The organism is Aeromonas mytilicola subsp. aquatica (assembly GCF_044336385.1).
Lineage (GTDB): Bacteria > Pseudomonadota > Gammaproteobacteria > Enterobacterales > Aeromonadaceae > Aeromonas > Aeromonas rivipollensis.
Genome location: NZ_CP172298.1, coordinates 4,255,001 through 4,272,362 on the forward strand (window position 1 = coordinate 4,255,001; position 17,362 = coordinate 4,272,362).

At 61.2% G+C, this 17,362-nt stretch carries 15 protein-coding genes; 7 read left to right on the plus strand and 8 right to left on the minus strand.

Features of this window, described 5'->3' with window-relative positions:
• The first annotated feature begins 123 nt into the window (after positions 1 to 123).
• Positions 124 to 1,317 carry an NnrS family protein gene (locus tag ACFWHB_RS19530; protein WP_395949084.1) on the plus strand — a complete coding sequence of 398 codons (1,194 nt, stop codon included), beginning with the start codon at positions 124 to 126 and terminating at the stop codon, positions 1,315 to 1,317.
• 3 nt (positions 1,318 to 1,320) lie between these two features.
• Here ACFWHB_RS19530 and ACFWHB_RS19535 read toward each other — a convergent pair whose 3' ends face one another.
• Positions 1,321 to 1,890 (minus strand): helix-turn-helix domain-containing protein, encoded by a 570-nt coding sequence (locus ACFWHB_RS19535; RefSeq protein ID WP_163135531.1) that lies wholly within the window; start codon positions 1,888 to 1,890, stop codon positions 1,321 to 1,323.
• A 116-nt stretch (positions 1,891 to 2,006) separates the two neighbouring features.
• Here ACFWHB_RS19535 and ACFWHB_RS19540 point away from each other — a divergent pair, with 116 nt between their 5' ends.
• Complete coding sequence (locus ACFWHB_RS19540) at positions 2,007 to 3,158, plus strand: benzoate/H(+) symporter BenE family transporter (protein WP_395949085.1); 1,152 nt, start codon at positions 2,007 to 2,009, stop codon at positions 3,156 to 3,158.
• 147 nt (positions 3,159 to 3,305) lie between these two features.
• Positions 3,306 to 4,370: a DUF3103 family protein gene (locus ACFWHB_RS19545; RefSeq protein WP_395949086.1), complete on the plus strand. Its 1,065-nt coding sequence runs from the start codon at positions 3,306 to 3,308 to the stop codon at positions 4,368 to 4,370.
• A 66-nt stretch (positions 4,371 to 4,436) separates the two neighbouring features.
• On the opposite strand, the gene metF is transcribed toward ACFWHB_RS19545, so the two are convergent.
• The gene (metF, locus tag ACFWHB_RS19550) at positions 4,437 to 5,333 is read right to left on the minus strand and encodes a methylenetetrahydrofolate reductase (RefSeq protein ID WP_025328549.1); all 897 of its coding nucleotides are present in this window, start codon (positions 5,331 to 5,333) and stop codon (positions 4,437 to 4,439) included.
• Between the two features lie 327 nt (positions 5,334 to 5,660).
• Here metF and ACFWHB_RS19555 point away from each other — a divergent pair, with 327 nt between their 5' ends.
• Positions 5,661 to 6,455, plus strand: a complete 795-nt coding sequence (locus tag ACFWHB_RS19555; RefSeq protein ID WP_163156755.1) for a GNAT family N-acetyltransferase — start codon at positions 5,661 to 5,663, stop codon at positions 6,453 to 6,455.
• Positions 6,456 to 6,514: 59 nt separating this feature from the next.
• On the opposite strand, the gene ACFWHB_RS19560 is transcribed toward ACFWHB_RS19555, so the two are convergent.
• The 3 genes from ACFWHB_RS19560 to ACFWHB_RS19570 all read right to left on the minus strand — a co-directional run bounded on the left by ACFWHB_RS19560 (position 6,515) and on the right by ACFWHB_RS19570 (position 10,760).
• Complete coding sequence (locus ACFWHB_RS19560) at positions 6,515 to 7,960, minus strand: ABC transporter substrate-binding protein (RefSeq protein WP_163156753.1); 1,446 nt, start codon at positions 7,958 to 7,960, stop codon at positions 6,515 to 6,517.
• 8 nt (positions 7,961 to 7,968) lie between these two features.
• The gene (locus tag ACFWHB_RS19565) at positions 7,969 to 9,948 is read right to left on the minus strand and encodes a methyl-accepting chemotaxis protein (protein ID WP_163149461.1); all 1,980 of its coding nucleotides are present in this window, start codon (positions 9,946 to 9,948) and stop codon (positions 7,969 to 7,971) included.
• Positions 9,949 to 10,148: 200 nt separating this feature from the next.
• The gene (locus tag ACFWHB_RS19570; RefSeq protein ID WP_025328553.1) at positions 10,149 to 10,760 is read right to left on the minus strand and encodes an OmpW family outer membrane protein; all 612 of its coding nucleotides are present in this window, start codon (positions 10,758 to 10,760) and stop codon (positions 10,149 to 10,151) included.
• Positions 10,761 to 11,084: 324 nt separating this feature from the next.
• Between ACFWHB_RS19570 and ACFWHB_RS19575 the strand changes: the two genes are divergently transcribed.
• Positions 11,085 to 11,210 carry a hypothetical protein gene (locus ACFWHB_RS19575; RefSeq protein WP_395949087.1) on the plus strand — a complete coding sequence of 42 codons (126 nt, stop codon included), beginning with the start codon at positions 11,085 to 11,087 and terminating at the stop codon, positions 11,208 to 11,210.
• Positions 11,211 to 11,381: 171 nt separating this feature from the next.
• Here the strand turns inward: ACFWHB_RS19575 and uvrA are convergent, their stop codons facing one another.
• Entirely contained in the window at positions 11,382 to 14,210 is a 2,829-nt protein-coding gene (uvrA, locus tag ACFWHB_RS19580; RefSeq protein ID WP_395949088.1) for an excinuclease ABC subunit UvrA, read from the minus strand.
• A gap of 94 nt (positions 14,211 to 14,304) precedes the next feature.
• Positions 14,305 to 14,943, minus strand: coding sequence for a LuxR C-terminal-related transcriptional regulator (locus tag ACFWHB_RS19585; protein WP_162472085.1), 639 nt, complete (start codon positions 14,941 to 14,943; stop codon positions 14,305 to 14,307).
• A gap of 518 nt (positions 14,944 to 15,461) precedes the next feature.
• Here ACFWHB_RS19585 and ACFWHB_RS19590 point away from each other — a divergent pair.
• Positions 15,462 to 16,037, plus strand: coding sequence for a single-stranded DNA-binding protein (locus ACFWHB_RS19590; protein ID WP_139744800.1), 576 nt, complete (start codon positions 15,462 to 15,464; stop codon positions 16,035 to 16,037).
• Positions 16,038 to 16,194: 157 nt separating this feature from the next.
• On the plus strand, positions 16,195 to 16,965 hold the full coding sequence (locus ACFWHB_RS19595; RefSeq protein ID WP_395949089.1) for a substrate-binding periplasmic protein: 771 nt from the start codon (positions 16,195 to 16,197) through the stop codon (positions 16,963 to 16,965).
• 48 nt (positions 16,966 to 17,013) lie between these two features.
• On the opposite strand, the gene ACFWHB_RS19600 is transcribed toward ACFWHB_RS19595, so the two are convergent.
• Complete coding sequence (locus tag ACFWHB_RS19600) at positions 17,014 to 17,136, minus strand: hypothetical protein (protein ID WP_080675244.1); 123 nt, start codon at positions 17,134 to 17,136, stop codon at positions 17,014 to 17,016.
• Between the last annotated feature and the right edge of the window lie 226 nt (positions 17,137 to 17,362).

Consider the following 17,362-nt stretch of genomic DNA (forward strand, 5'->3'; position numbering starts at 1 on the left):
TGCAGCAAGACGTTCTTTTTTTGCCCACAGCCCCGCCCAAATCGGCATTCCCTGGATTTAAATTGAACATTTGAAAAGCCACTTTATAATGGACTTTTCAAATGTTCAATTAAGGTCGCTGTCATGCACCAGATCCTCGATAGCCACAAGGAAGAGCAGATAGTCCCCCTGTTCCGCTTGGGGTTTCGCCCCTTCTTCCTGCTCGGAGCCCTGTTTTCCTGCCTGGCCATGCTGGGTTGGCTGGGACAGCTTAATAACTGGTTCGCCCTGCCCGGTATTGGCAATCCCATCTGGTGGCACGCTCATGAGATGTTGTTCGGCTTTGGCGCCGCCATAGTTGCGGGGTTTCTGCTGACGGCCGTCCAGAACTGGACGGCTCATCCCGGCGTTCGCAGCTGGCCATTGGCGCTGATCGTGGGAATGTGGGTGCTGCCAAGATGCCTACTCCCCTGGTTTGGAGAAGATAATCTCATTCTGATGGCACTGGATCTGGCCTGGTTGCCGCTCTGTGCCTGGTTCCTCGCCAAGCCCGTCATCATGACGCGCCAATGGCGCAACCTCTTCTTTGTCCCCCTGCTCCTCATAATGACACTGCTTAATGGCGCCAGCTGGTTATGGCGAGATGAGTGGAGCGCAGTGGAACATCTGCTCATCACGACGGTACTGCTGTTCACCACCCTGATCGCCGTGATGGGCGGACGTGTCATTCCCTTCTTTACCGCCAGAGGCACGGGTCAGGAGAAGGCGCCTCCCAGCTCTTGGCTGGAGCGCGGGGCCTTGGCCTCTCTCTGGTTGATCCTGCTGCTCTGGCTGCTGCCTGACCCATGGACCAACTCTCTATATATGGTGCCTCTATATATAGTGGCAGCCGGCTTGCACCTGGGCAGGCAACTGCGCTGGCGACCCGGCACCACCCTGGCACAGCCCCTGCTATGGTCGCTGCACCTGGCTTACCTGTTTATCCCCCTTGGCCTGCTCGCCCTCGCGGCCCAGGCTGCGGGGCTGCCTCTCAGCTTGTCCCTCGCCAGTCACCTGCTCAGTGCTGGCTGCATGGGGACCATGATCCTCGGGATGATTGCCAGGGTGTCACTCGGTCACAGCGGCAGGGCCCTGCATGTCGGGCGCAGGATCACCCTGGCATTCGCGCTGGTGATCCTCTCTGCCTTCATGCGGGTCTTGCTCCCTCTGTATTGGCCCAGCTTGACACTGACGGGATGGAACCTGAGCGGCTGGAGCTGGATAGCGGCCTATGGCCTGTTTGTCTGGGTTTACACCCCCATCCTGACCCGCCCCAGAGCGGACGGTCGTCCGGGTTAGCCATCAGGGGCGAGTGGCGGGATAGTGGATCAGATTGTGGAAAACGGCCGGGGCTATTCCCAGATTGCGGTAACCGTGGGGACGATCGGCGGCGAAGCGAACTGCTTCCCCCTGATCCAGTGAACGCCACTGCCCATCGACCAGCACCTCCATCACCCCGCTGATGACGATGACATGTTCGGTCACCCCGGGCTCATGGGGTTCAGATTCCCGCTGATAGCCGGGTAGCAAGGTCAACTCGAACAGTTCGAAACCGAACCGGCTTTCATAGGGGAACAGCGGCGCCACCTGCATGCCTTCGCCCGCCGGTTGCTGGCGAATGTCATCGGCGATGCGATAGAGCGTCTCCCCCGCCACTGCCGGGGTCGGCTCGATAAAGCTGGAGAAGGAGACCCGAAACCCGGTGGCAATCTTCCACAGGGTCGCCACCGTCGGGCTGGATTCCCCCCGCTCGATCTGCCCCAACATGGCCTTGCTCACCCCGGTCTCGCGGGCAGCCACATCCAGACTCCACCCCAGTTCGGCGCGCAGCCCTTTCAATCGCTGAGCCAGATGCCGATTCATCTCCTGCATACGCCCTCTCCCGAATGCTGCATCTTCACCTTGTGCGCTATAGCGCACACCGCTATAGTCAAAGCCATATTGTACGCAATAACGCACAAGCTATCAGCATACACAAGGATGTCGCTATGCCCTTTGCTCTCCCTCACCTGGTCGCAGGCCTTATCGCCGTCCTGGTTGGCTATACCAGTTCGGTCGTACTGATCATTCAGGCGGCTACCGCCGCCGGCGCCGATGCAGCCCAGGTATCCTCCTGGCTATGGACGCTGGGTATCGGCATGGGCGTGAGCTGCATCGGCCTCTCCCTCTATTACCGCATCCCCGTGCTGACCGCCTGGTCAACACCGGGGGCCGCCCTGCTTATCACCAGCCTGGGCAATTTCAGCCTGGCGGAGGCCATAGGTGCCTTCATCATCTCCTCCTTGCTGATCACCCTGTGCGGCATCAGCGGCTGGTTCGACAGGCTGATGCGCCACATTCCGGCTCCGCTGGCCGCCGCCATGCTGGCCGGGGTGCTGCTCAGATTCGGGCTGGACCTGTTCAAGGTGGCCCCCCAGGATCCTCTGCTGCTTGGCGCCTTGCTGCTGGCTTTCTTGCTCGGCCGCCACCTCTGGCCCCGCTATACCATGGTGCAGGTCCTGGCCACCGGCATGCTGCTCTGCGCCCTGAGGGGTGAGTTGCAGCTGACTGAGATCCACTGGCAGCTCTCCAACCCGGTGTGGATCTCCCCAACCTTTTCCATCAACGCCATGTTGGGGATAGCGCTGCCGCTGTTCCTGGTCACCATGACGTCGCAAAACATGCCCGGCATCGCGATCCTCCGTGCCCATGGTTATCAACCGGCCACCTCTTCCCTGATCGGCTGGACCGGCCTTACCGGTCTGCTGCTGGCCCCGTTCGGTGGTTACGCCTTCAACCTGGCCGCCATCACGGCCGCCATCTGCATGGGCAAGGAGGTGGATCCCGACGCCGCTCGCCGCTGGCCCGCCGCCGTGTGGGCGGGTTGCTTCTACCTGCTGACCGGTTGCTTCGGGGCGACCGTGGTCGCCTTGTTCAGCGCCTTTCCCACCGCGCTGGTGACCTGCGTGGCCGGGCTGGCACTGCTCGGCACCATAGGCAGCAGCCTGCACGGGGCGCTGCAGCAGGATGAAGAGCGGGAAGCCGCGCTGCTGACCTTCCTCATCACGGCCTCGGGGATCAGCCTGCTCGGTGTCGGTTCCGCCTGCTGGGGATTGCTGGTCGGCGTGGCGCTGCATCAAGTCAACCGACTCCGCGCCTGACCTGACCATCTGGGGAGACCCCAGTGAGACACAGCACATAATTCGGCAAGGATGGTTCACAGGCGAACCCCATTCCCGTCTAGTGAGAAAGAGGCGCAGATTCTTCCCGATGCGCGCCTCTGTCAGACTCAATACTGGAGAAGAAGAATGAGGAATCAGGCTGTCATTTTATTGCTGACCCTGCTGGGCATCGCCAGTGCCCATGCCGCCGACACGGACAGGGAGCTGGCACGCCAGCTCGCACTGCAGCAGAAGAATCTGTTGCCCCTGCTCGCCAATCAGGAGTACCAGAGTCCGCTGCCCAACCTGCTGCAAAAGGCGAGCCCACGCCTCAAGCGGCAGGCCACCGATGCCAATCAGGCCGCCATCAACCGGCAAGGACTGGAGGGTGAAGTCAAGCAACTGATGCAGTTGCGACTGGCCAACCCCGAGCAGGCCGATGCGCTCAAGCAGGGAACGGAGCCGCTGATTGCCTACGTGCCGAGCGGCGATGAGAAGAGCTGGAGCGCCATCGAAGCCTTCGATGGCGCCGGCAATCCGGTCTACCTCGATGTGAACCAGCCACCGGCACGACCCGTGCTGGTAGTGGAGGCCGACCCCATCAAGGCCAAGAATGCCGGTCTGAAGGTGATGCGCAAGGCGCTGGCTGCCGCCGACATGCAAGTAGCCCCCCGTGCCGCCGACAACACTACCCCCCTCAAGACCAGCATCCTCAAGAAGATCAGGCTCAGCGATGATCAGGAGCCCTGGTTGCTCGGCGCTGCGGAGGTCTACGCCGTCGTGGCCGGTGTCAATCCGAGCTGGGACGAACCCGTGGTGGACATAGTCGACATGCCCTACCTCGACCATGACAACACGGATTACAGCCCGAACCAGATCCTGGTGTACTGGGATCGCTATCGCTGGGGCGCGGTCGACCTCGTCATGATGGAGCAGGATGACAACGTCAACTACAAGAAGCTGAGCGCCCTGTTGATCGAGGCGCTCAAGCTGGGTTTCACCGCAGGTGGTGTGCCGGAAGCCCTCCCCTTCCTCGATCTCGGCGGCCGCATCGTCAAGGCGCTGCCCGACTCCTGGATGACCAACAACGACGACTACCTGGATACCTTCTACACCCTGGAGCAGGACCAGAGCTATCACCAGTATCCCGGCGCCGCCGGCAATGCGGTCATCACGCTGGAGCCCAAGGAGATCCAGCCGACCAGACCCTGATCATCACCCATAGCAAAAAGCCAATGAGGCAACTCATTGGCTTTTCTCGTTTCTGACTGATGGGGATCAGGCCTGGCCTTTCGGCCTGACTCCCAGGGTATGGCAGATGGCGTAGGTCAGCTCGGAGCGGTTCAGGGTGTAGAAGTGGAAGTCCTTCACCCCTTCCTGGCTCAGCACCCGCACCTGGTCGATGGCGATGCTGGCCCCCACCATGTTGCGGGTCATCTGGTCGTTATCCAGCCCTTCGAACCGCTGGTGCATCCAGCGCGGGATCTTCACGTTGGTAAAGCCGGCAAACTTGTTGAGGGTCTGGAAATTGGAGACAGGCAGTATCCCCGGCACTATCTCGGCATCGATGCCGATGGCGGCGCAGCGATCACGAAAGCGCAGGTAGGTCTCCACATCGAAGAAGAACTGGGTAATGGCGCGGTTGGCACCGGCATCTATCTTGCGCTTGAGGTTGAGCAGGTCGGACTGCGCGCTCCTGGCTTCGGGGTGGCCCTCCGGATAGGCGGCCACCGAGATGTCGAAGTCAGCCTCGGACTTGAGCAGGGCGACCAGATCGGTGGCATACATGTCCGGCTTGTCGAGTCCGGGGGGCAGGTCACCGCGCAGTGCCACTATGTGGCGAATGCCGCTGTTCCAGTAGTCACGGGCAATGGTTCTCAGCTCGTCGCGGCTGGCATCGATACAGGTCAGGTGCGGTGCGGCGATAAGACCGGTGCGCTCCTTGATGTCCTTGATCACCTTGTGCGTACGATCCCGGGTGCCCGAGTTGGCGCCATAGGTCACGGAGACAAACTTGGGTTCCAGCACCTGCAGTCGTTCGATGGATTGCCAGAGGGTATTCTCCATCCCTTCGCTGTTGGGGGGAAAAAACTCGAAGCTGACCGAAATGTTGTTACCCAAGTCAGCCAGACTCTGGTTGAGTGCCTCAACCTGACGCGCGCTGTGAAATCCCATCTGCTCTCTCCCTGTCCTACAACCGATTCCTGTACGTCAAAACGGATGTTTGGACGTCTAAACGTCTTTCTATCTTTATGAGAAAACGGATCAAAGTCAACATCGATTTGCCCGCGAGGGCGGGATAAACGATTTTTTTTATTTTGCAATTCGACCCAAGTAACGGCGGGCCCCATCCCAAAATGGCCTCAGGCACGTTATGATGCGGGCGGATCGTCCTGGACGTTCTGAATCTGCGTGTGATTGTTTGGCCGGGTTTCCCGGCCTTTTTTTAACTTCTCCCCCTCCCTGCCGATAATCAATTCAAGCATTTGCAGGAGCCTTGTCATGGAAGATCACCCCGGTTTTGCCACCGATTTGCTGTTCGATCGCTATCAGGGCGAGGTGACGGACCATGAAGGGTTCTGGGCCGTGCGCACCCCGACCGCCCCGGATTACTACTTCGGCAACTATCTGCTGCTCCCCACTCCGCCCAGCGACCGCGACAAGGGTTGGCTCGAAGCCAGCTTCGACAAACTGATCGGCCAGGATCCCAAGATCCGCCATCGCACCTTCCAGTGGCCGCTGGCCGAGGGACAGAACAGCCGGGTCGCCGGCTTCGTGGCGGCGGGATACCAATACATGGAGTGCGTGGTGCTGGCGCTGGGGGCCACCGATTGGCAGGCCCCGAGCGACCAGGATCTCGTCCCGGCCCGCCCCTTCACCCCCGCCGACTGGGATGACTGGCTGACCCTGGAGCTCGATGACAGGGACTCGGGCCATGGGGAGGCGAGCTACCTTGCCTACCTTCAGTCGCGGCGCGACCTCTATCAGGCCATGATCGCCGATGGGTTGGGACAATGGTGGGGGATCTGGCAGCAGGATCGTCTGGTGGCCAGCTGCGGCCTCTTCTTCACCGGCACCATGGGGCGCTTTCAGCTGGTACGCACCCATCAGGATTGGCGCAACCGGGGCCTCTGCCGTCAACTGCTGAGCCAGGTCGCCCGCCAGGGGTTCCAGCGGGCCAGGCAGCTCATCATAGTGGCCGACGAGCACTACCACGCCCAGCGGGTCTACCGCGCCCTGGGCTTCGTTCCGGTGGCGCGCATTGGCAGCCTGTGCCGCTGGGCTCAGCAGCCATAGGTGTCTGACACAAATGAAAACGGGAGGCTGATGCCTCCCGTTTTTCATGGTGCTGTCCTTCAGGGCTGCGGCGCTTCCAGCTCGCTGGCCAGCGCCTGCTCGACGTCGGTCGAGGCCGCCGCTGAGGGGGTAACAGCTGCGGGCGCAGGGGACGCATTCAGCTCGGTCGAGATGGCCGCGGATGGCGCAGCGATGACAGACTCAACCGTGGCGGGAGCAGCAGAGACGGCGGCGGGAGCCGCGCATTGGCAGTCCAGGGCCTTGGCCTGCTGGCTCTGATGAGGGGCGTACCAGCCCTTAAGTCCCTGCTCCAGCCGATCGGCGGCGGCTTGCGGTGCCATGGTGCCGAGCAACACCCCCTGGCTCACCTCGGCCAGCTCATCCCCCAGCTTGGGGGTGCCGCGAGAGAGGATCTGGGTGGCGACCCGGATGGTGGAGTCACACTGATCCCGCCACTCCATCATCTCTTTGGCCGCCGGGTTGGTGGCCTCGAAGAAGTGGTTGGAGAGGGAGAAGAACCCCGGCAGCGAGTTGGTATAGAGCTCGGCAAACTGGGAGGTGGTCAGCCACTGCAGGAAGGTCATGGCGGCCTCCTTGTTCTTGCTGGCCGGGTTCATCCCCATGCCGATGTCGGTGTGATCGGTAAAGAAGCAACCATCACCCTGTTTGGCCACAGGGGGGCGCATGACACCGAAGTCCACCTTGCCGGTGAAGGGGGCTATCTCCCAGGAGCCGGCCGCATAGAAGGCGGCCTTGCCGGAGGTGAACAGCTCGTTGGTGGTGGCGTAGTCACGACCCTCGCCCCCCTCGCCGAGATAGGCGCGCCAGCGAGCCAGTTCCTCGAACACCTTGACATATTGCGGGTTGTCGAGCCGCTCCTGGCCCGCGATCAGCGCCAGCCGGCCATCCTCCCCTTTCCAGTAGTTGGGACCTATGTTCTGGAAGCCCAGCTCGGAGGCGACCCAGCTCTCAGAGCCACTCATGGCCAACGGCACATAACGGCCATCCGCCTTCACCTTGTCGAGCACGGCGAAGAACTGGTCCCGGGTCTGCGGCACCGCCAGCCCCAGCTCACTGAAGATCTGCTTGTTGTAGAAGAAGCCGTGAATGACGGAGGCCATGGGCACGCAGAAAGTCTGGGCGCCGCTATCGGTCTGCCAGGGGGACTGGGCGAAGCTCGGGAAGTTCTCCATCCCGGCCATCTCGCTCAGCTCCGCCAGATGGCCTGCCTTGAACAGTGCCAGGGAGTCGTCGAACGGACGGCAGGTGATGAGGTCCCCGGCCTTGCCCGCCTTCAGGCTGGCCCAGAGGGTCGGCATGTATTCGACGTTCTGCACCCCGTTGAAGCTCACTTGGATGCCCGGGTGAGCGGCCTCGAAGGCGGGAATGATCTTCTCCTCCCACAAGGCCTTGTCATCTATCCGCCAGCTTTCGATCACCAGCTCGCTGGCCATCAGCTGGCCACACAACAGGAGACTCAGGGCCCCGATCCACTTGTTAGCCATAAGTCCTCCTACACCTTGAAATGAGCGATCAATTGCTGCTGCTTGGCGACCAGTTCCGCCAGCACTTCACTGCTGCCTGCCGATTCACGGGCCTCCCGTTCGGTCTCGTAGGCCACGTCCGCAATGCCGGCGATATGACGGGCCACCCCCTGACTGACCGAGATCTGCTCCTGGGCCGCATGGGCGACCTGATCCGCCATCGACTTGATGGCACTCATCCGCTCGGCAATGGATTGCAGCGCCTGATCCATGGCCCGGGTCTGCGACACGCAACCCTGGGTCTGCTCCTGGCTGCGGGCCATCACCTCCACCACATGCTTGCTGGAGCTCTGCAGATTCTCGATCATGGCCTGGATCTCCTCGGTCGAAGTCTGGGTCCTGTTTGCCAGCGCCCTCACCTCGTCCGCCACCACGGCAAAGCCGCGGCCGGCATCACCGGCCCGTGCCGCCTCGATGGCCGCATTCAGTGCCAGCAGGTTGGTCTGCTCGGCAATGCTGCGGATCACATCCAGAATGCTGCCGATGTTGTTGCTGAATTCCCCCAGCTTGTGGGTGATGCCGACCGCCTCCTCCATGGCGCCCGCCAGCTGTTCGGTGATCTGGCGCGTGGTCGCCACCTGCTTGCGACCGGCGCGAGCCTCCTCGTCGGCCAGATCCACCTCACGCTTGGTACCATCGGTGGAGCGGGCCACCTCGGTGGCGCTCACTTCCAGCTCAGTGATGGCGGCGGCGACCTGGTCGGTCTGGCTCTTCTGATCCTGTACCCTGGACATGGCGCGCTCGCTGATCTCGGCGGCGCGGCTCGCCTCCTCCACCAGATGGCGGGAGCCGGCGTTGATCTGGGAGAGCAGCTCCCCCGTCTTGTCCGCCAGGGTGTTGATGGAGCGGGTCAGGCTGCCGAATTCACAGCGGCTCTGGTAGTCGATGCGCCGGGTCATGTCCCCGGTGGCCATGCGATCCAGTGCCCGATCGATCAGCTGCAACGGGCGCTGTATGCTGCGCGCCGTGGTGTAACCGATGATGAGCGCGGCGGCGGCGGAGATGGCGGAGACGATCAGGATCCAGAAGCTGGCACTGCTGACGGCGTCATCGGCACCGATCCGGCTCTGGCTGGCGATGCTGCCCGCCGACTTGCCCATCTCGTCCAGCAGCGCCAGGCTGTTGACCAGGCTGGTATCGAGCTGCTGATTCAAGGTTTGCAGCGATGCCGCAAGCTGCTGGGCATGGCGCATGGTGGCCAGCAGCCCCTGCGGGCCGAGCGCCAACTCCTGCATCCTGTCCAGATTGACGACGAAGCGCTGCCTCACATCATCGGGCACCAGCACCCGCTCGAGCCGCTTGCGCGCCATCTCTATATCCTTGGCGAGCACCTTCTCCAGCTCGTTGAGATCTGTCTTGGCGTCAGCCCGACGGATGTTCTTCAGATCCCGGGCTATGCCGGAGGTGATGAGTTCGGCCTTGTTGCGCATGGATCGCTTGCTGGCGGTCTGCTGCAACAGCAGATCGGCGGCCCACTGATAGGTATCTTCCAGCCGGATAAAGGCCAGCTCCAGCTCATGACGCCGATCGAGGGCGGCTATCCACTGGCCATGCTGGCTCAGCACCTGATCCGCCAGACCGTAGAACTCCCGGGTGGCCCCATCTACCTGACGAAAGCGCTCGCCCGCCTCGGCCACGTCGTTGAACCTGGCCATCTCCTGGCTCTGGGCCAGGAAGCGCGCCTGCTGCGCCTTGAACTGGCTGGCAAGCTGTGGCAACTGGGTCGCATCTTCGCTGGTCCTGTAGGTCAGCACCCAGCGGTTGCTGTCCTGAAGGGCTCCCTTGAGCCCGGCGACGGCGATCACCAGGGGAGTGGCACGATCCGATACCTGGGAGAGCCCCTCATTGATTCCCCGGATCTTCAGAATACTGATGAAGCCCAGCAGAACCAGCAGCAGCAACATCAGCACAAATCCGGCGATGATCCGCTGCACGATAGATAAACCCATGGAGACATCCTCACTCGTTGGGAAATAAAGGGGTGAACGCAGAGGCTATCGGCAAGTTGAGGCAATGGAAGAGCAATAAGTGACGCCATGAGGGGCCGGATCACGGTTATTTCCCCGAGCCGGACAGAAAAGGGCCCGAACAGAGCCGGGCCAAAGAGACATGCTTGGTTGTCATGGCCTTGTGGCGGCCAACCTTGTCATCAGAAGCGGTAGCCGACGCCGAACATGAAGGCAACCGGATCTATGGAGGTATTGATGGTGCCCACTGCGGTGTGCACGTCGGTGTCGATGTCGATGAGCCAGGCGGAGGCGTTGACGAACCAGCGGTCGTTGATCGCCATGTCCAGGCCCACCTGACCCGCCAGCCCCCAGGAGGAGTCAACGCTCACATCCGTGCCCGCCAGGGCACCACGGCCCTCTTCATCGAAGAAGGTGGTGTAGTTGATGCCGGCACCGACATAGGGACGCACCTTGCTGTTGGCGTCCCCGAAGTAGTACTGCGCCATCAGGGTCGGCGGCAGGTGCTTGACCTTGGCGACCTCACCCAGCCCCGGGGTCGACACCGAGTGGGAGAAAGGCGTCGCCGCCAGCAACTCGACGCCCCAGTTGTCCGTCAGCATGTAGGAGAGGGTCAGCCCCAGCTGCATATTGCTGTCGATATCCAGTTCGCCGGTGCCCAGAACGTCGTCACTGCTGGTCTGGGGAGAGACGAAGGCCAGGCCGCCACGCACCAGGATGTCACCGGCCTGATGGGCCATGGCGGCGGGGGAAGCAAAAGCGGCTGCGATCAGGAGAGGAAGCACTTTTTTCATCACATAATTCCTTTTTGTTTTCTTTCTATGTTGTAAGCCCGAAAACTATAAAAGGATGTGAATGGACGGTTATTGATTTAGCTCAATAGTTATCAAGAAATAGATGGATGTACACAGCAGCTTCAGATAGCCAAAAAACTGACAAATAACACCTGAAAATCATTTAAATACAGCCAGTTGAAATATAAATACGCAATGACATCCGATTTAAAATAGCAACCAAATACACCTTAAGGGTGCCCATATTCCCATTTCTCTGTTGTTTAATGATGCCGGCCAGCGTATTTTATTAAAGCGATGTAGCCATGCTGTAATTTAATCTTTATGAAACCACAAACACGCAAAGACAAAATCATCGGCATCCTGGCAGCCATCTGGGGCTTAGGCTCCTTCCTGTTTATCCTGCTCGGTTTTCTGTTCGCCCTCGCCTTCCTGATGCTGGCCCACTGACACCCCATAGTCACCGCCCGCCCGGTGACGGGCTTGCCCTGCCCAAATCAATGCCGCATTCAGTCAGTCTCAGTGTCTGCGCCCGCCGCCGAGGCGTATCCCAATGCCCCTCCATCTCCGGCGATCGCCCACAAAAAAGGGGCCAAGGCCCCTTGTCTGTCTGACTTGTCCTTACTTGTTCAGCAAGGGGGCCAGGAAGCGCGCCGTGTGCGACTCCTTGCAACGGCTCATCTCCTCCGGCGTGCCGGTCACCAGGATGCGGCCGCCACCGGCGCCCCCTTCCGGCCCCAGATCGACGATCCAGTCGGCGGTTTTGATGACGTCCAGGTTGTGCTCGATGATGACTATGGTGTTGCCTCTATCCCGCAGCTGGTGCAGCACCTTGAGCAGTTGCTGGATGTCGTGGAAGTGCAGACCCGTGGTCGGCTCGTCCAGGATATAGAGGGTCTGGCCGGTGTCGCGCTTGGAGAGCTCCCGCGCCAGCTTGACCCGCTGCGCCTCGCCCCCCGACAGGGTAGTGGCCGACTGGCCGAGGCGGATGTAGGAGAGGCCCACATCCATCAGGGTTTGCAGCTTGCGCGCCACCGCAGGGACGGGGTCGAAGAATTCGCGGGCATCTTCCACCGTCATCTCGAGGATCTCGTGGATGTTCTTGCCCTTGTACTTCACCTCCAGGGTCTCTCGGTTGTAGCGCTTGCCCTTGCAGACGTCGCACGGCACGTAAACATCCGGCAGGAAGTGCATCTCCACCTTGATGACGCCATCCCCCTGGCAGGCCTCGCAGCGCCCCCCCTTGACGTTGAAGGAGAAGCGACCCGGCAGGTAGCCGCGTGACCGCGCCTCCTGGGTACCGGAGAGCAGCTCGCGGATCGGGGTGAACAGGCCGGTATAGGTGGCCGGGTTGGAGCGCGGAGTACGGCCTATGGGGCTCTGATCGATATCCACCACCTTGTCCAGGTGCTCCAGCCCTTCCACCTCGCGATAGGGCGCCGGGGTGGACTCGGTCGCCTTGTTCAGCTCCCGGTGGGCGATGCGGAACAGGGTGTCGTTGATCAGGGTCGACTTGCCGGAGCCTGAGACCCCGGTGACGCAGGTCATCACCCCTATGGGCAGATCCAGGTTGACGTTGCGCAGGTTGTTGCCGCTCGCCCCCTTGAGTTTCAGCCACTTGCCGGTGAGCGGCGTGCGTTCATCAGGAATGGCGATCTGCTTGCGGCCGGAGAGGTAGTCACCGGTCAGCGACTCGGGATTGGCGATGATCTCCTCCGGCGTCCCCTGCGCGACGATTGAGCCGCCATGGACGCCGGCCCCCGGACCTATGTCGAGCACATGGTCTGCGAGGCGGATGGCGTCCTCGTCGTGCTCCACCACTATGACGGTATTGCCCAGATCGCGCAGGTGGGTCAGGGTCTTGAGCAGCCGCTCGTTGTCGCGCTGGTGCAGGCCGATGGAGGGCTCATCCAGTACATACATGACCCCCACCAGACCGGCGCCGATCTGGCTGGCCAGCCGGATCCGCTGCGCCTCGCCACCGGAGAGGGTCTCGGCGCTGCGGGACAGGCTCAAGTAATTGAGGCCCACGTTCACCAGGAAGCCGAGCCGCTCGACGATCTCTTTGAGGATCTTCTCGGCAATCTGGGCGCGCTGGCCGCTCAGGTTCAGACCCTCGAAGAAGGCGAGCGCATCACCGATGGACTGCTCGGCGATGGCCGGCAGGTTGCGGTTGTCGACGAAGACGTGGCGCGCCTCTTCCCGCAGCCGGCTGCCACCGCAGCTGGTGCAGGACTTGTTGGCGATGTACTTGGAGAGCTCTTCCCGCACCGAGTTGGAGTCGGTTTCGCGGTAGCGGCGCTCCATGTTGTGCAGTATTCCCTCGAACGGATGCTTGCGCACCACCACATCGCCGCGATCGTTCATGTAGCGGAACTCGATCTCGGTACGACCGGAGCCGCGCAGGATCACCTCCTGGGTCTTGACCGGCAGATCTTCCCAGGGCGCCTCCAGATCGAACTTGTAGTGCTCGGAGAGGGATTTCAGCATCTGGAAGTAATAGAAGCTGCGCTTGTCCCAACCCCGGATGGCGCCACCGGCCAGGCTCTGGCTCGGATCGTGGATCAGCTTGGCGGGATCGAAGTACTGCTGCACCCCCAGGCCGTCGCAGGTGGGGCAGGCCCCGGCCGGGTTATTGAAGGAGAAGATGCGCGGCTCCAGCTCCGACATGGAGTAGCCGCACTCCGGGCAGGCGAAGTTGGCAGAGAAGATCAGGGGGGCAACGCCCTCCTCTCCGTCCATGGGAGCCACCAGGACTATGCCGCCGGAGAGGGTCAGTGCCGTCTCGAAGGATTCGGCGAGGCGCAGTGCCAGGTCATCGCGCACCTTGAAGCGGTCCACCACCACTTCGATGGTGTGCTTCTTGTGCAGCTCCAGCGAGGGAGGATCGGAGAGATCGCACACCTCCCCATCGATGCGGGCGCGGATATAGCCCTGGGCTGCCAGGTTCTCCAGCAGCTTGCTGTGCTCCCCCTTGCGATTGCGCACCACGGGAGCAAGCAGCATCAGCTTGGTGCCTTCGGGCTGGGCCAGCACCTGATCCACCATCTGGCTGATGGTCTGGGCGGCGAGCGGGATGGCGTGGGTCGGGCAGCGGGGCTCACCGACCCGGGCAAACAGCAGGCGCAGGTAGTCGTAAATTTCGGTGATGGTGCCGACGGTCGAGCGCGGGTTATGGGAGGTGGACTTCTGCTCGATGGAGATGGCAGGCGACAGCCCCTCGATATGGTCCACGTCCGGCTTTTCCATCAGGGAGAGGAACTGGCGGGCATAGGCGGAGAGAGACTCCACGTAGCGGCGCTGGCCTTCGGCATAGAGGGTATCGAACGCCAGGGAGGACTTGCCGGAGCCTGACAGGCCGGTGACCACGATCAGCTTGTCGCGGGGCAGAGTCAGGTTGATGTTTTTGAGGTTGTGGGTGCGGGCACCCCGGATCACGATTTTTTCCATCTTGTTGCGCGCTCGATACGGGAACCAGAGCGGGCCAGTATGGCATAGAGACTACTGGATGAATAGACAGGCTTTTATCATCCCATCCCGGCTCTCAGAGATACTCCTTGGCCCAGCTCACCGCCTGCAGGCGGTTCTTGACGTTCAACTTCTTGAACACGTTATAGAGGTGGGACTTGATGGTGTGTTCGCTCACGAACAGGCTGTCGGCGATCTCGGTATTGGAAGCCCCCGTCATCAGGTGGCGGACGATCTCCTGCTCACGGGCCGTCAGCAACGTCTGGTTGCGCAGGGGCTGGCCGCTCCCCTTGCGGTAGTAATCCACCAGATCGCACAGCAGATGGCGCGGGATCCAGTACTCCCCCTGCAACACCTTGCGGATGCCGATCACCAGCCGATCCAGGTTGTCCTGGCGGAAGAAGAGCCCGCTGGTGTGGGGCCACATCAGCAGCAGCTCCCTGTCCGTGCTGGTCGGGGCGTTAAGCAGCACGGCACTGGCCTCGCCGAAGCGGCTGCAGATGGCCTTGCTCCAATCCGCCTGCTGAGCCGACTTCAGATAGTCCAGATCGATCAGCAGCAACGTCTGGGCAGAGGTCTCGGCGGGTTCGGGCAGGGCCTCTATCTCCCCCACCAGCAAGATGGACAAACCAAGCTGTTCGCTGAGGTGACGCTGGAAACTGCTGGCTTGTGCATTATTTTCGGTGATCAGCACTAAGGGGTATTCGGGCGTCATCAAGAGAACTTCCTTGCACATTCGAGTCGGGGCTTTTCGGCAAGGAAGAGTACCAATCCCCCTCCTGGCTGCAGCATTAAAAAAGTATTAGACGCCGCTGTGATTCCTTTGAAGCTCAGCAATTTTCCAACCAATACAAATGACTAGCACACACCCCCCATTTGGGGGGTTAAGTAGTGCCGACCAGCACCATAGCAGGCCTTGGCCGTCGATGCAGCACTCTGCCCCGTCGTCCCCTTGCTGGTGGGGCCATACCTCGGGTAAGTTACTCGGACGCCAGCGGCGGGGTTTGGTGCTCGCCGGGACAGGAAGGTGTGCGCTCATCTCCGCCAACTGGTATTATTGCGGGCAAACGCTGCGGCGGATGGCCGATAAACGCGTCGGTTGAATCTGGCACAGCCGTGACATACGTGAAGATGAGGTCCATCCGTGGCGCGCATCTCATTGCAAACAAACGACATATTGAATGGGACCAGGCATTTGGCCTGGCCGGTATACATAAGGGTGGAAGAGAGATTATGGCCAGTCGAGGCATCAACAAAGTCATTCTGATCGGTAACCTGGGGCAAGACCCGGAAGTGCGCTACATGCCGAGCGGCGGTGCCGTGACTAACATCACCCTGGCCACCTCCGACACCTGGCGCGACAAGCAGACCGGTGAGCAGAAAGAGCGTACCGAGTGGCACCGTGTGGTCTTCATGGGCAAGCTGGCCGAAGTGGCGGGCGAGTACCTGAAGAAGGGTTCCCAGGTCTATGTCGAAGGCAAGCTGCAGACCCGCAAGTGGCAGGATCAGGGTGGCCAGGAGCGTTACACCACAGAAGTGCTGGTCGACAGCTTCACCGGCGTGATGCAGATGCTGGGTGGCCGTCCGCAAGGCGGCGCCGGCCAGGGCATGGGCGGTCAACAGTCCCAGGGCAACTGGGGCCAACCGCAACAGGCAGCCCCCCAGCAAGCGATGCAGCGCCCGGCCGCAGCCCCGCAGCAGAATATGCAACCACAGGGTGGTTACAGTCGTCCGGCCCAGCAGCCGCAGTCCGCACCGCCGGTCTACAACGAACCGCCGATGGATTTCGACGACGATATCCCGTTTTAAATCGACACCCAGGCCCTGATGACTCAGGGCCTTTTTGTCTGTTTCTGACGCATTCATCCCCTCCCTCATTATGTTGTTGCGACGATCCGCACCTTACCCTCTCCCTCGCCCTGACTTGTGGCTATTCTCGGGACGAGTCACTTCCCCGAGAACCTGCATGAATCACCTTGGTCGTCTGCTGTGCCTCATCTTGCTGGTGTTTGCCGCCCCTCTGATCGCCGAGCCGCTGCGAGTGGGGGTGAGCTTCGCCATCCCTCCCTATGTGATCACGCACGAGGATCGCGGCATCGAGCTCGACCTCATGCGCGAGGCGTTCGCTGGCAGCGGTCATGAGCCCGAGTTCATCTATCTGCCTCTGGAGCGGACCTTCCGCATGCTGGAGGAAGGCAAGCTGGATGCCATCATCAACGTCAGACCCGGCATGCTTAGCCGCGCCCACCTCTCCCAGGCGGTGATCACCTTTCACAACCGGGTCTTTACCCTCGACAAGACGGCGTTTAACACCATGGGGGATCTGCAGACGCTGCGAGTCAGCGCCTTCCAGCGGGCCAGGCAGATCCTGGGAAAAGAGTTCGCAGGAATAGTCGAGCAGAACCCCCACTACGAGGAGGTGGCGAGGCAGGAGGGGCAGGTTCAGAAGTTGTTGCTGGGACGCACGGATGCCGTGATCCTGGAGCAGAGGATATTCTACTACTACATGGCACAACTGCTCGGGCAAGCAGAGGGCGGCGAGCGCTATCAAGCCGATCGGATCCGACAGCATGATCTCTTCCCCCCCACCCGGTACCACTTCGCCTTTCGCCAGGCGGCGCGGCAGCAGTGGTTCGATCGCCAGTTGAGCAAGATGAAGGAAGATGGCCGCTATGAGCAGATCTTTGCCGACTATGGCACGGCCTCATCCGACAGAAACATAAAAGCCAGCCCATGACGGACTGGCTTGATACTGGCTCCAGAGGAACAACAGTGTAGTGGAGCGTTACTTCATCGCGCCGCCATTTTTCAGATCAGCTTTCTGACGTTTGGCCTCGCGCTTCTCTTTCAGTGACATCTGCGGTTTTTTCTTGGCATCTTTGCCGTGATGCTGTTCTTTGTTGCTCATCATCAGACTCCAAAAATGTTACCAGGACAGTTGGAATCAAGATTCCAGCATGCCATCCGAATCATAGATCACAGTACGCTAGCAGTGACGATCAAGGATCGCACTGGCACCAGCATACCCCCAGCCTCCACCGGGATCCAGCCTCGCCGGACAACGGCGCCACACAGGGCACGGACCTCGTCATCCACGCCCCGACAATCTGGGACAAACCGCCACAACCGGCTCG

Coding starts and splice junctions, on each gene's coding strand:
- ACFWHB_RS19590 (WP_139744800.1), top strand. CDS start 15,462: ATGGCCAGTCGAGGCATCAACAAAGTCATTCTGATCGGTAACCTGGGG.
- ACFWHB_RS19535 (WP_163135531.1), bottom strand. CDS start 1,890: ATGCAGGAGATGAATCGGCATCTGGCTCAGCGATTGAAAGGGCTGCGC.
- ACFWHB_RS19585 (WP_162472085.1), bottom strand. CDS start 14,943: ATGACGCCCGAATACCCCTTAGTGCTGATCACCGAAAATAATGCACAA.
- ACFWHB_RS19530 (WP_395949084.1), top strand. CDS start 124: ATGCACCAGATCCTCGATAGCCACAAGGAAGAGCAGATAGTCCCCCTG.
- uvrA (WP_395949088.1), bottom strand. CDS start 14,210: ATGGAAAAAATCGTGATCCGGGGTGCCCGCACCCACAACCTCAAAAAC.
- ACFWHB_RS19555 (WP_163156755.1), top strand. CDS start 5,661: ATGGAAGATCACCCCGGTTTTGCCACCGATTTGCTGTTCGATCGCTAT.
- ACFWHB_RS19560 (WP_163156753.1), bottom strand. CDS start 7,960: ATGGCTAACAAGTGGATCGGGGCCCTGAGTCTCCTGTTGTGTGGCCAG.
- ACFWHB_RS19545 (WP_395949086.1), top strand. CDS start 3,306: ATGAGGAATCAGGCTGTCATTTTATTGCTGACCCTGCTGGGCATCGCC.
- ACFWHB_RS19565 (WP_163149461.1), bottom strand. CDS start 9,948: ATGGGTTTATCTATCGTGCAGCGGATCATCGCCGGATTTGTGCTGATG.
- ACFWHB_RS19575 (WP_395949087.1), top strand. CDS start 11,085: ATGAAACCACAAACACGCAAAGACAAAATCATCGGCATCCTGGCAGCC.
- ACFWHB_RS19570 (WP_025328553.1), bottom strand. CDS start 10,760: ATGAAAAAAGTGCTTCCTCTCCTGATCGCAGCCGCTTTTGCTTCCCCC.
- ACFWHB_RS19595 (WP_395949089.1), top strand. CDS start 16,195: ATGAATCACCTTGGTCGTCTGCTGTGCCTCATCTTGCTGGTGTTTGCC.
- metF (WP_025328549.1), bottom strand. CDS start 5,333: ATGGGATTTCACAGCGCGCGTCAGGTTGAGGCACTCAACCAGAGTCTG.
- ACFWHB_RS19600 (WP_080675244.1), bottom strand. CDS start 17,136: ATGAGCAACAAAGAACAGCATCACGGCAAAGATGCCAAGAAAAAACCG.
- ACFWHB_RS19540 (WP_395949085.1), top strand. CDS start 2,007: ATGCCCTTTGCTCTCCCTCACCTGGTCGCAGGCCTTATCGCCGTCCTG.